The sequence below is a fragment of the Streptomyces clavifer genome, assembly GCF_036345975.1.
In the GTDB taxonomy this organism is placed as follows: Bacteria; Actinomycetota; Actinomycetes; order Streptomycetales; family Streptomycetaceae; genus Streptomyces; species Streptomyces clavifer.
Genome location: NZ_CP107793.1, coordinates 7,396,175 through 7,408,798, shown reverse-complemented (window position 1 = coordinate 7,408,798; position 12,624 = coordinate 7,396,175). Strand labels below are relative to the sequence as shown.

At 71.7% G+C, this 12,624-nt stretch carries 11 protein-coding genes; 7 read left to right on the top strand and 4 right to left on the bottom strand.

Going from position 1 to position 12,624, the window contains the following annotated elements; all coding sequences use genetic code 11:
- The first annotated feature begins 130 nt into the window (after positions 1-130).
- On the top strand, positions 131-955 hold the full coding sequence (locus OG927_RS31980) for an aldo/keto reductase (RefSeq protein WP_209471634.1): 825 nt from the start codon (positions 131-133) through the stop codon (positions 953-955).
- Positions 956-1,264: 309 nt separating this feature from the next.
- Here OG927_RS31980 and OG927_RS31975 read toward each other — a convergent pair whose 3' ends face one another.
- Positions 1,265-1,540, bottom strand: a complete 276-nt coding sequence (locus OG927_RS31975; RefSeq protein WP_056788629.1) for a DUF2087 domain-containing protein — start codon at positions 1,538-1,540, stop codon at positions 1,265-1,267.
- 137 nt (positions 1,541-1,677) lie between these two features.
- Between OG927_RS31975 and OG927_RS31970 the strand changes: the two genes are divergently transcribed.
- The 3 genes from OG927_RS31970 (at position 1,678) to OG927_RS31960 (ending at position 4,853) form a co-directional block, all read left to right on the top strand.
- The gene (locus OG927_RS31970) at positions 1,678-2,652 is read left to right on the top strand and encodes an acetylxylan esterase (protein ID WP_330321214.1); all 975 of its coding nucleotides are present in this window, start codon (positions 1,678-1,680) and stop codon (positions 2,650-2,652) included.
- A 111-nt stretch (positions 2,653-2,763) separates the two neighbouring features.
- Positions 2,764-3,927 (top strand): Gfo/Idh/MocA family protein, encoded by a 1,164-nt coding sequence (locus tag OG927_RS31965; protein ID WP_319104320.1) that lies wholly within the window; start codon positions 2,764-2,766, stop codon positions 3,925-3,927.
- Positions 3,924-4,853 (top strand): DUF6807 domain-containing protein, encoded by a 930-nt coding sequence (locus tag OG927_RS31960; RefSeq protein ID WP_209471635.1) that lies wholly within the window; start codon positions 3,924-3,926, stop codon positions 4,851-4,853. The genes OG927_RS31965 and OG927_RS31960 overlap by 4 nt, the downstream gene beginning before the upstream one ends.
- A 25-nt stretch (positions 4,854-4,878) precedes the next feature.
- Here the strand turns inward: OG927_RS31960 and OG927_RS31955 are convergent, their stop codons facing one another.
- On the bottom strand, positions 4,879-5,322 hold the full coding sequence (locus OG927_RS31955; RefSeq protein WP_056788621.1) for a nitroreductase family deazaflavin-dependent oxidoreductase: 444 nt from the start codon (positions 5,320-5,322) through the stop codon (positions 4,879-4,881).
- Positions 5,323-5,665: 343 nt separating this feature from the next.
- On the opposite strand from OG927_RS31955, the gene OG927_RS31950 reads away from it, so the two are divergent.
- From OG927_RS31950 to OG927_RS31940, 3 genes are all read left to right on the top strand, one after another.
- A complete protein-coding gene (locus OG927_RS31950; protein WP_056788619.1) occupies positions 5,666-7,027 on the top strand; it encodes an FAD-dependent oxidoreductase in 1,362 nt (453 codons plus the stop codon).
- Between the two features lie 133 nt (positions 7,028-7,160).
- A complete protein-coding gene (locus OG927_RS31945) occupies positions 7,161-7,781 on the top strand; it encodes an L-threonylcarbamoyladenylate synthase (protein WP_056788617.1) in 621 nt (206 codons plus the stop codon).
- A 109-nt stretch (positions 7,782-7,890) separates the two neighbouring features.
- A complete protein-coding gene (locus OG927_RS31940) occupies positions 7,891-8,082 on the top strand; it encodes a DUF6381 family protein (protein ID WP_056788614.1) in 192 nt (63 codons plus the stop codon).
- Between the two features lie 173 nt (positions 8,083-8,255).
- On the opposite strand, the gene OG927_RS31935 is transcribed toward OG927_RS31940, so the two are convergent.
- Both OG927_RS31935 and OG927_RS31930 read right to left on the bottom strand, forming a co-directional pair.
- Positions 8,256-9,287, bottom strand: coding sequence for an MsnO8 family LLM class oxidoreductase (locus tag OG927_RS31935; protein ID WP_330321213.1), 1,032 nt, complete (start codon positions 9,285-9,287; stop codon positions 8,256-8,258).
- Between the two features lie 295 nt (positions 9,288-9,582).
- Entirely contained in the window at positions 9,583-12,519 is a 2,937-nt protein-coding gene (locus OG927_RS31930; protein WP_408058135.1) for a helix-turn-helix transcriptional regulator, read from the bottom strand.
- Between the last annotated feature and the right edge of the window lie 105 nt (positions 12,520-12,624).

Below are 12,624 nucleotides of genomic sequence, written 5' to 3'. Positions count from 1 at the left end.
CTGCGGCGACACCTGGTCGCAAACCGCCCAGGTTGCCAGCGTTTGCCATTAACCCGCGCATGCAACTATTGTCGACGCCAGTAACCATCGTACGCAGCTCGGCGCAGCCCGACTCCAGGAAGGACCCACCATGTCCTCGGTCCCCACCGTCACACTCAACAACGGCATCACCATTCCGCAGCTCGGCTTCGGCGTCTTCCAGGTCCCGGACGACGAGACGACCGCAGCCGTGTCCTCCGCCCTGGAAGCGGGCTACCGCTCCATCGACACGGCTGCCGTGTACGGCAACGAGGCGGGCGTGGGCCGCGCCCTCGAGGCCTCCGGACTGCCGCGCGAGGACCTTTTCGTCACCACCAAGCTGTGGAACGCCGACCAGGGCTACGACTCCACACTCGCCGCCTTCGACGCCGGCCTCGCCAAGCTCGGCCTCGACTTCGTGGACCTCTACCTCATTCACTGGCCCACCCCCGCGCGCGACCTCTACCTCGACACGTGGCGCGCACTGGAGAAGCTGGTGGCCGACGGCCGGATCCGGGCCGCCGGAGTCTCCAACTTCCAGCCTGCCCACCTGCGCCGCCTGATGGACGAGAGCCCTCTCGTCCCGGCGGTCAACCAGATCGAGCTGCACCCAGGCCTCCAGCAGAACGAGCTGCGTGCCCTGCACGCCGAGCACGGCATCGCCACCGAAGCCTGGAGCCCGCTGGCGCAGGGCGCACTGCTGGACGACGAGGTCCTGGTCTCCCTCGCGGACCGCCACGGGAAGTCGCCCGCCCAGGTCGTCCTGCGCTGGCACCTCCAGCTCGGCAACGTCGTGATCCCCAAGTCGGTCACGCCCGCCCGCATCCGGCAGAACATCGATGTCTTCGACTTCGAGCTCTCGGACGCCGACATGGCCGCGATCGCCGGCCTCGACCGCGGCATGCGCACGGGCCCGGACCCCGACACCCTCAACTGAACCCTGCCGCCCGGTCCCGGCCGGTCCGGCGGCGCGCGAACCACGTGCGGCCGGTCCCGCAGCGCGCGAACCGCGTGACCCAGGGCTCGTGTGTACGGCCGCTCCCGCGGGCCACGCCACGCAGAGGCCACGGCGAGGAGCGGGAGCCCGGGTGCCCGACCGCCCCGCACGTGGCGGGAGCGGGCACCCGGGCATACTCCGCGTCCAGCGCCGTCTCCCCCGACCACGGCAGCGATTGCGGCCCGATCCGCTGCACCGGCGTGCCCTGTGCTCCGGCGGGCGACGCCCCCTCGCCGCTCCGGGCGAGCGTTACCGCCCCCGCCGGTAGCTGCTGCCGTCCTTCGGGCGTACGAGCAGGCCGGCGACCACGAGGTAGCGGCGCAGGGCCGAGCAGTCCTCGTGCACCGTGAGCAGCGCGTCGTTCACCTCACGCTCCGTGTAGACGCGACCGGGCTCGAAGAGCGTGTCGGCGAGGTGTTCGAGCAGCTGCTCGCGACGGGCCACCTTCCGGGGGATCGCCGTCAGGCGCCCGTGCGAGAAGAGTGCGGTCACCTGATGCGAACTGCGGGTATCCGTGTCGGCCATCCCGGAAGCCTCGCAGGCACCGCATCAAGCGGCAACGCCATTTCCCCCTGCCCGGTCGCCGCGCACTCCCCATCGGATTCTCGCACCGACCGTCGTACGGTATGACCATTCATCTCTACGACACAAGGTGGTCCCGCATGTCCCTGTTCGACCTGCCCCTCGATCAACTGCGCGCCCACAGCAGCCGTTCGGTGGAGCCCGAGGACTTCGACGCCTTCTGGTCGGCCACCCTCGACGAGGCACGGACCCATGACCTGGACGCCCGCTTCGAACTGCGCACCGACACCGGCCTGACCACGGTCGACGTGTACGACGTGACGTTCGCCGGCTTCGGCGGACACCCGGTCAAGGGCTGGCTCGTCATGCCCACGGGCACCACGGAACAGCTGCCGGTGGTCGTGGAGTTCCTCGGATACGGCGGCGGGCGCGGGCTGCCGCACTCGTACCTGCTCTGGGCCTCCGCGGGCCTGGCCCACTTCGTGATGGACACCCGCGGCCAGGGCAGCGGCTGGGCTCCCGGCGACACCGCGGACCCCGTGGGCAGCGGCCCCTCCTTCAACGGATTCATGACCCGGGGCATCGAGGACCCGCTCACGTACTACTACCGGCGGCTGATCACGGACGCGGCGCGGGCGGTGGAGGCGGCCCGCTCGCACCCGCTGACCGACGCGAGCCGCACCGCCGCGATCGGTGTGAGCCAGGGCGGCGGTCTCGCCCTCGCGGTCGGTGGCCTGATACCCGACCTGGCGGCCGTGGCACCCGATGTGCCGTTCCTCTGCGACTTCCCCCGGGCCGTCCGGATCACCGACCGGAACCCGTACCGCGAGATCGCCAACTACCTCAAGACGCACCGGGGCCGCGCCGAACAGGTCGCCCGGACCCTGGCGTACTTCGACGGCGTCCACTTCGCGGCGCGCGGGCGGGCGCCCGCGCTGTTCTCGGTGGCCCTGGAGGATCAGACCTGCCCGCCGTCGACGGTCTTCGCCGCGTTCAACGCGTACGCCCACCCGGACAAGGAGATCGAGGTGTACGACTTCAACGACCACGAGGGCGGCGGCCCGTTCCAGGAAGCGGTGCAGCTGGCCAGGCTGCCGCGGCTGCTGAAGGCCTGACGCCCCGGACCGGCCCGGACCCCCTTGACCGGGCTTGTGCACGGAGCCTAGGTTTCCCGGAGAAAGAAAGCGCTTGCTATCCAGTGGGCGGCCATCTCTCCTCCTCAGGGGGTGTTTGTCACGCCCAGCCATGGTTCCCACCGAGGGACGGTGCGGGTCGCGATCGTCGGCACGGGTGCGATCGCGCGAGGCAGTCATCTGTCCGCGCTGACCGCGCTCGCCGCCGAGCAGCCGCTGGAGATCGTCGCGGCGGTCGATGTCGACGTGACCGCGGTCAGGGCGTTCTGCGCGGATGCGGGAATCGCCCGGCCGTACACGGATCTCGACCGGATGCTCGCTGAGCAGCGGCCCGACCTGGTCGTCATCGGCACCCCGCCCCGGTTCCACCGCGACCAGACCGTGGCCGCGCTGCGTGCCGGGGCGTGGGTGTGGTGCGAGAAACCGCCCTGCCCGTCGCTGGAGGACTTCGACGCGATCGAGGCCGCGGAAGGGACCGGGGACGGTGGGCCGTACGCGGCGATCGTGTTCCAGCACCGCTTCGGCTCGGGCTCCCGGCACGTCCGCGAGCTGCTGGCCGGGCAGACGATGGGCCGGGCCCTGGTGGCCCACTGCCAGACCACCTGGTACCGGGACGAGGCCTACTACTCCGTTCCCTGGCGCGGCAGGTGGAGCAGCGAGGGCGGCGGCCCCGCGATGGGACACGGCATCCATCAGATGGACCTGCTGCTGGATCTGCTCGGCCCTTGGTCGGAGATCCGCGCGATGGCGGGACGGCTGGTGCACGACGTCGAGACGGAGGACGTGTCCACCGCGCTGGTCCGTTTCGAGAACGGCGCGATGGCGACGGTCGTGAACAGCGTCCTCAGTCCGGACGAGGTGAGCCGCATCCGGATCGACTGCGAACGGGCGACGGTCGAGCTCACCCACCTGTACGGACACCGCAACGCCGACTGGCGGATCACACCGGCGCCGGGCGTCCCCACCGCAGAGGCCGCCGCCTGGAACGACTTCGGACCCGACGTGCCCAGCTCGCACGAGGCACAGTTGCGTGGGCTGCTGGACGACTTCAGGGCGGGACGCCGGCCACGCAGCAGCGGCGCCGACGGCCGCAAGAGCCTCGAACTGGTGGCCGCCCTCTACAAGGCGGCCTTCACCGGGGAGACCGTCCGTGCGGGCGGGATCCGCCCCGGGGACCCGTACTACTCCGCCCTGCACGGCGATGCTCCCGGCTGGGCGCCGGAGCCCGGGGCGCCGACCATGGAGGACCCGGCATGACGCATTCCCTGGAGCTCACCCACCATCACGGCCACCACATCGCGGTGACCGTCGCGGACAGCGGCGTCGAGCTGCTGCGCTACGTGTACCGGGCCGAGGACCCCTGGGAGGCCCCGAAGCCGTACATCCACCCCCTGCGCACACTGTCGGGCCGGGTGGTCACCGACTACCGCCCCAACGACCACCGCTGGCACAAGGGCCTGCAGATGACCGCCTCGCACCTGTCGGGCCAGAATCTGTGGGGCGGCAACAGCTACGTACACGGCAAGGGGTACCAGGCCCTGCCGGAGCGTGTCGGTTCCATGGCGCACGCCGGCTTCGACGAGGTGTCGGTGCACGACGACGGGATCCGCCTCGCCGAGCGGCTGACCTGGCATCCGCACAGCGGTGAGCACTGGGCCGACGAGACACGCCGCATCGAGGTGCACGACATCGACGAGGAAGGCCGCAGCTGGACGCTGACCTGGTCGTCCGCGATCACCAACCGGCGCGAGGAGCCGCTCCGTTTCGGCAGCCCCACGACGCACGGGCGGGAGAACGCGGGGTACACGGGCCTGTTCTGGAGGGGTCCGCGCGCCTTCCGGGACGGGCGGATCCTGACCCCGGACGCCGAGGGCCCCGGGCTGATGGGACAGCAGGCGGATTGGCTGGCGTACACCGGGGAGCACGACGAGGTCGACGGGTACGCCACGCTCGTCTTCATCCACTCCCCGGGGAACGATCACACCGGCGCGGGCGGTGCGCACCCGGCGCACTGGTTCGTCCGCAGCTCGCCCTTCGCAGCCGTCGCCCCGTCGCTCGCCTTCCACGAGGAGCTGGCCCTGGCCCCCGGCGCGACGCTGACCCGCCGCTACCGGGTGCTGGTGGCGGACGGCGCCTGGGACCGCGAGCGGATCACTTCCCGGATCGGCCGGCTCTCCTGGTAGCGGTCCGGACCGTCCCCGTCCGGGGCTACCGCGCCCCGGACGGGGAGAGGACGAATACGGGGATCTCCCGGTCGGTCTTGGTCTGGTAGTCGGCGTAGTCGGGGAACGCCTCGACGGCGCGGTCCCACCACACGGCCTTCTCCTCACCCGTGACCTCGCGGGCGGTCATGTCCTGCTGCACGGTGCCGTCGCGCAGTTCCACGTGGGGGTCGGCCAGCACGTTGTAGTACCAGACGGGGTGCTTGGGGGCGCCGCCGAGGGAGGCGACGACGGCGTACTCGCCGCCGTGCTCGACCCGCATGAGCGGGGTCTTGCGGAGCTTGCCGCTCTTGGCGCCGCGTGTCGTCAGGAGGATGACGGGCATCCCGCGCAGTGTGGTCCCCTGGGTGCCGCCGGAGCTCTCGATGAGCTCGACCTGTTCACGCACCCATGTCGTCGGGCTCGGCTCGTACTCGCCCTCGATCGGCATGGCGTTGTCCTCTCGTAGGAGTCCTGCGTCGTGTACCCATCATGACGCCCTCGAAGATCGGGGACGCGCAGGAACCACCGGCGGGCGGGTTCCGTCGGGCAGGCTCCTGCCCACCTTTCGACCCTTCCGTCTCAGCATCCGGGAGGCAATCAGTTGCTCATGGCGGTCCCAGCTCACAGAATCCGGACCCCTTCAGGTAATTACGTCCCGATATTTCCCGAATATGCACTCGCCCCGCTCCAGGGACACTCCGGCGCAGGGCATACCGTGGGGGCAGCGGAGTAAGCCAAGCCTTACTCCGCTGCACTCTGCCCGTGCTCGTCCGCCCAAAGGAACAACCTCCATGACACGCCCCGTCCGCGTCGCCATCGTCGGAGCCGGTCCCGCCGGAATCTACGCAGCGGACGCGCTGCTCAAATCCGAGGCCGCACAGGACCCGGGTGTATCGATCGACCTGTTCGAGCGCATGCCCGCGCCCTTCGGCCTGATCCGGTACGGGGTGGCTCCGGACCACCCGCGCATCAAGGGCATCGTCAAGGCGCTGCACCAGGTCCTGGACAAGCCACAGCTGCGGCTGTTCGGCAACGTCGACTACCCCAACGACATCGGCCTGGACGACCTGCGGTCCTTCTACGACGCCGTGATCTTCTCCACCGGCGCCGACGCCGACCGCGCCCTCGACATACCCGGCATCGAGCTCGACGGCTCCTACGGTGCCGCCGACTTCGTCGCCTGGTACGACGGCCACCCCGAGGTGCCCCGCACCTGGCCCCTGGAGGCCGAGAAGGTCGCCGTGCTCGGCGTCGGCAATGTGGCCCTGGACGTGGCGCGCATCCTGGCCAAGACGGCGGACGAACTGCTCCCGACCGAGATCCCCGCGAACGTGTACGACGGCATCAAGGCGAACAAGGCCCTGGAGGTGCACGTCTTCGGGCGGCGCGGTCCGGCCCAGGCCAAGTTCAGCCCGATGGAACTGCGCGAGCTGGACCACTCGCCGAACATCGAGGTCATCGTCAACCCCGAGGACATCGACTACGACGACGGCTCGATCGCGACGCGGCGGGAGAACAAGCAGGCCAACATGGTCGCCTCCACGCTGGAGAACTGGGCGATCCGGGACGTGGGCGACCGTCCGCACAAGCTCTTCCTGCACTTCTTCGAGTCCCCGGTCGAGGTCATCGGAGAGGACGGCCGCGTCGCCGGCCTGCGCACCGAGCGGACCGAGCTGGACGGCACGGGCAACGTCAAGGGCACCGGCCGGTTCACGGACTGGGACGTACAGAGCGTCTACCGCGCGGTCGGCTACTACTCGGAGGAGCTCCCGAAGCTCCCGTTCGACGTGGCCTCCGGCACGGTCCCGCACGCCGCGGGACGCGTCCTGACCGGCGGGGAGCCGATGGAGTCGGTGTACGTCACCGGCTGGATCAAGCGGGGCCCGATCGGCCTGATCGGGCACACCAAGGGCGACGCCAACGAGACGGTGGCCTGCCTGCTGGAGGACCACGCCGCCGGACGCCTGGCCGAGCCCGCGCAGCCCGGTCCCGACGCCGTCGTCGACTTCCTTGAGCAGCGCGGCGTCCGGTACACCACCCGCGAGGGCTGGCACAGCCTGGACGCCCACGAGCAGGCGCTCGGGGCGGAGCAGGGCAGGGAGCGGATCAAGGTCGTCGACCGTGCAGCCATGCTGGACGCGTCCGGCGCCTGACCTCGGGCCGTGAGCGCCCCCGGAACCCCTGTGGGTCCGGGGGCGTGTGCGTGAGGTGCCCGCGGGGCGAGGGCCTCGCACAGGGCGGGGCGGCGGGCACTCCGGGTATGCCTCCGAGCCTTAGACTCGGCCAATGGCGAAGTATTTTGACGTACACCCCGAGAATCCTCAGCGCCGCACCATCAGCAATGTGGCCGACAGCATCCGGTCGGGTGCGCTGGTCGCGTACCCGACCGACTCCTGCTACGCGTTGGGCTGCCAGTTGGGCAGCCGCGACGGCATCGGACGGATCCGGTCGATCCGGAATCTCGACGACCGCCACCACTTCACCCTGGTGTGCGAGAACTTCGCACAACTGGGGCAGTTCGTGCAGGTCGACAACGACGTGTTCCGCAGCATCAAGGCGGCGACCCCCGGCAGTTACACCTTCATCCTCCCCGCGACCCGGGAGGTGCCGCGGCAGTTGCAGCACCCCAAGAAGAAGACCGTCGGCGTCCGGATCCCGGACCACGCCGTCACCCAGGCGCTCCTCGCCGAGCTCGGCGAGCCCCTGCTCTCCAGCACGCTGCTCCTGCCCGACGAGAAGGAGCCGCTGACGCAGGGCTGGGAGATCAAGGAACGCCTCGACCACGTGGTCGACGTCGTGCTGGACTCGGGTGACTGCGGCACCGAACCGACCACGGTCATCGACTTCTCAGGCGGCGAGGTGGAGATCGTACGGCGGGGTGCGGGCGACGTCACCCGGTTCGAATAGCCCGTGCCGGCGCGCACACCCCGCGCTTCGGGGGTCCCGCCGAGATGCCCCACGCCTCGGGGGCTGGTTCGGTGGAGGGGTCCGCTCCGCACGGCTCCCAGGAGTGATCATGAGCGAGTCAGAGAACGTCCACGGTCGCGCACGGCAGATGCGTGCCGACGCGAAGGATCTGGAAGAGGCCGCCGAACGCGCCACCGACCCCGCGGAACGCCGGCGTCTGAAGGACCGGGCCCGTCGGCTGGAATCGGAGAGCGTGCAGGTCAGCGGAATGGCGAGCGGGGACATCTATCCCATGGAGTAGCGCGCGGCCGGGACCCGCGCGCGATACCCCTGCGGTCGGCCGCAGCTGACGTCCCCGGTCGGCGCTCCGGACCGGGAGTCGCGATGATCCGTCCGCGCGGAGCGGCGGGCCCCTCCCTCTCCGCGGGCGGGGCCGCCCCGGCCCGCCCGTAGGGCTGCTCCTCGCCTCGCCCGTCAGGCCGCCGCCGTGTCCGGCGTTCCTCGCAGCCCTGCGATCCGGGCGAGACGTTCCAGGGAGTCCACCAGAGCCTCCCGGTCGTACGTACTCGTGGTGACCAGCACCTCGTCCGCGCCCGTCTCCCCGACGACCAGCTCGAGTCCGGCGGCCACCGCGTCCTCCGTGCCCGCCAGGTGGCCGCGCAGGCCGCTCTCGTACAACTCACGTTCCTTGGGCGTCATGGTCAGCCCCTCGATGCGCTCGGCCGGGGCCAGCGGCGGGAAGCTGCCGTGGCTGCGCGCGTACGCCATGGACCAGGCCTCGGGTACCAGGAGCCGGCGGGCGGCTTCCTCGGTCTCGGCGACCGCCACCGTGCCGGCCACGACCACATACGGCTCCGAGGCCCAGGCCGAGGGACGGAATCCGCTGCGGTAGCCCTCGACGGCCCGCATCAGCTTCTCGCGACCGCGGAGATCACCGACGACCAGGGGCAGCCCGGCCGCCGCCGCGATGGCGGCGCCCTCGCCGGTCGCCAGGACGTACGGAGGTACGCGCAGGCCCTCGGCCGGCCTCGCGTGCACCTGAGGGTGGGCCCGCTGGGTGCCGTCGAACCAGCCGAGGAGCTCGGAGAGCTGACCGGCGAAGGCGTCGGCGTCCTCCTTGTCCCGGCCCAGAGCTCTGCGGATCCCGTCCGTGAAGCCCACGGAGCGCCCCAGTCCCATGTCGATGCGGCCGGGGAACAGGGAGGCGAGCACACCGAACTGTTCGGCGACGACGAAGGGCTGGTGGTTGGGGAGCATGACCCCGCCCGTACCGACGCGGATGGTGGAGGTCGCGGCCGCCACGGCCGCGGCCAGGACGGTCGGCGCCGAGCCTGCCACACCGGGCACGCTGTGGTGCTCGGCCACCCAGAAGCGGTAGTAGCCGAGCGCCTCGGCCGTACCGGCCAGCCGGACGGTGTCCCGCAGCGCCTGCGGGCCGTCGTACCCCTCCCTGGTGCGGGAACGGTCGAGGAAGGAGAACCGGGTGGATGCGATGGCAGAGCTCACGCATGGTTCAACGCCCCCGGGCCGCCGTGATTCCCGGCAGAGCCGCGCGACCAGCGGTGGCCGTGCGTGCGCGAGATGACTTCGCCACCCTGCTCGGCTGCGCCGCGCCGTTCCGCGCCTTCGGCGGGACGGTCGCGAGGGGCCGGGGCACGGAAGGGGCCGTTCCACGGTGTCGGCTGCCTGCCGGCACCGTGGAACGCCTCTGACCGGTCCCGGGTCGGCCTTCCTGTCCCCGTCGGGGACCGGCCCGCTCCGCAACGGGTGGCGTGCGGCGCCGGGACATGCCTCCGAGGTGTCAGGAACGGGCCATGAGGGCGGCGAGTCCCGCCCGGGTGGCAACGTCGGTCTTTCGGAACACCCGGGAGAGGTGGGTCTCGACGGTGCGAGGACTGAGGTAGAGCCTGGCGGCGATCGCCTGGTTGGTGAGACCCTCGGCGACCAGTTCGGCGACCTCCCGTTCGCGCGCCGTCAGCGAGGCGAGCCGGGGCGGAGTGATGGAGGGCGCGGCGGGTAAGGACGTGGCCGGTGCGGAGGTGCCGGGTACGGGCGGCCGCGTCATCTCCGCCAGGCCGATCAGCAGGCCCGCGCCTCCGGTGACGGCCATCCGGTGGCCCTGCTCCCACATGGCCGCGCCCCGCGCGCCCAACCCGGCGGCCGTCATCACCGGGGCCGCGAGCAGCAGGGACCGCGCCTCCCAGAACACCGCACCGGAGCGTGCACTTTCCGCCACTGCCTCGGTGAGCAGCGTCGCCGCCGTGGCCGGGTCACCGCCGTGCAGTGCGATCTGTGCCGCGCTCCGCAGTGCGGAGGCGCGCTGCACCGGCAGCCCGAGCCGCTCCGCCTCCTTACCGGCCCGCTCGGCCCAGACCGACGCGGAGTCGACATCCCCCGTGGAGAGGGCCGCCGTGACCAGAAGCTCCGACAGGAGGGGGCGCATCGAGGGCTGCAGGCCCTGCAGGTCGTCGCCACCGGCGCGAAGGAGGGCGTCCCGGGCGCGGTGCGGATCGCCGCCGGTGAGCGCCGCGTAGCCGAGCATGGACCAGGCCATGGAGGCCCGCCAGTTGTCGCTGGGCCCCATCGTGGCTACGGCTTCCTCGGCGGCCGCCAGTGCCTTCGGGGCGCCGGGCTCGGATGCCGCCACCAGCACCTGGGCCTTGTTGGCCAGGACGAACGCGAGCAGTTCGCTGCTTCCGATGCCCCGAGCGATGTCCTCGGCCTCGGCCGCCAGATCACGGGCCGACGGCAGTCGGCAGGTCTGGATCCCTACGTGTGCCTTGCACAGCAGCAGGAGCGGCAGGAGGTAGACCTGCCCGCTGCGCCGGGCGATCTCCAGTCCCCGGTCGGCATGGCGCTCGGCGTCGGTGTAGCGGCCGAGGAACGCCTCCGCCCAGCCCAGTCTGGCCAGCGGTTCGCACACCGCCGTGAGGTCGCCGTCGGGAAGTCCGTCCAGCAGTTCGGCCGCCTGCTCCGCGAACGCGCCCGCGGCGGCCACACCGCCCTCGTAGGCCTCGCCGAAGGCGGCGACCGCCAGTGCCCCCGCTTCTCCGAGTTCGTCGCCCAGGGAGCGGGCTTCCGCGAGGGTCCGTGCGACTTCGCCCCGCATCTGCGGGTAAGAGGTGTTGTGCGGTGCGGACGAGCTAAGTTCGAGGCCGATCGACACCCTGTCGGACGGTGACGGTTCGGGTTGTCTGCGCAGTTCGCGGCGCAGGAGCGCGATCGCCTCGGGATACCTTCCGAGGTGCCGCTCCGTCAAGGCGCACAGCACGACCGCCGGCGTCCTGACACCGGTCTCGTCAGGACCGGCCGAGCCGATCACCTCGTGCAGCAGGTCCCTGCACTCCCGCAGCCCGCCGGCGACACCGAGCGCACGGGCCCGCCGCAGCATCAGATCGCGTCGCTCAGGTCCGTGTTCGACCGTGTCCGGCAGCAGCCGGAGTGCGGCCCCGAGCCAGTGTGCGCAGCTCGTGGGTGCCGTCGACGCGGTCTGTTCGGCGGCCTGCCTCAGTACGGCGTACGCCTGCGGGTCCCAGACGGTCACCGACCGTTCGATGTGCTGGGCCTGCTCGACGGCCGGTGCGCCCGCGCGGGCCAGCTCGGCTGCTGCGGCACGATGGATCTCGACGCGCCTGCGGGCGGCGGTGGACTCGTGGACCAGGGTCCGGATCACCGGGTGGCGCAGCGCCAGCCGGCCGCCCGGGCCCGGCCGCACGAGGTCACGCCGCTCCAGGGCGCCCAGATCGTCGTCGAGTGCGGCATCGGTGAGGCCGGTCGCCCTGCCGATCACCTGGGGCACGGCGTGATCGCCGAGTACGGCGACCGCCTCCAGGGTCCAACGCTGCGACGGGGTCAGCGGGGTCAGCTCGTCCAGCAGCAGCGCTGCGAGTCCGGTCGGCAGTTCGCCGAGGCTGTTCGTGAGGACCGTGGCGGACGTGCCGCCTCGCGCCGCGCGCTCGCGGTGCGCGTGCAGGAGGGAGAGGAAGTACAGGGGGTTGCCCTCACCGGCGGCGTAGAGCTGCGCGGCCCGGCCGCTCGGCAGATCGGAGGCCAATCCTTCGACACATTCCTGTTCCGCGAGCGGCGTCAGTCCGATCCGCGTCACCGCGTCGGTGTCGGCTCCGCGGGTGAGCGCCGCGGTGAGCGCGGACGGGGTCTGCCGGTCACGGCGGGCGACGACGAGGACGACGGGGCCGGACACCGGGTGCCGGACGAGATGGCTCAGGAGCTCCAGTGACGCCGGGTCCGCCCAGTGCATGTCGTCCAGCGCCACCACCAGCCCGCCGCCCCGGCCGAGCTGTGCCAACAGCCGTGCCACCGAACGGTGGAGAGCGAAGCGGTCGGCGGTGGCAGACGCCGGCCCGGGGGACGGCCCGGCACCCCGGCCGCCCAGGATCGGGGAGACCGCGTCGAGCAGCGCCGGTGCCGCGCGCAGCGGGCGGTCGTCCAGGTCGGCGAACGCGTCGGCGAACGGCTGGAACGGGAGGTGCCGCTCGTACTCCGTGGCCCGGCCGCGCAGTACCGTCACCCCGCGTCGCCGGACGCGCAGGCACAGCTCCGCCATCAGCCGGCTCTTGCCGATCCCGGCCGCACCGGTGATGTCGACGAGCGACGGGCCGCCCCGGCCCATACGGTCGATCACCGTGTCGAGCTTCCCCAGTTCGGCCGACCGGCCGACGAGTGGGCTTCCGCCGTCGCGGTGTGGGGCGGCGTCACTCGACGCTCCCACGGGTGTGATACCTCTGCCGAACTCCACGGCAATGTCTACCACGTTGAGCGGACAGCCGTTCGACGGCCGCCGGTCCGCAGCCTCGCGCACACCCACCGAGCCCGGCAGTTCCGT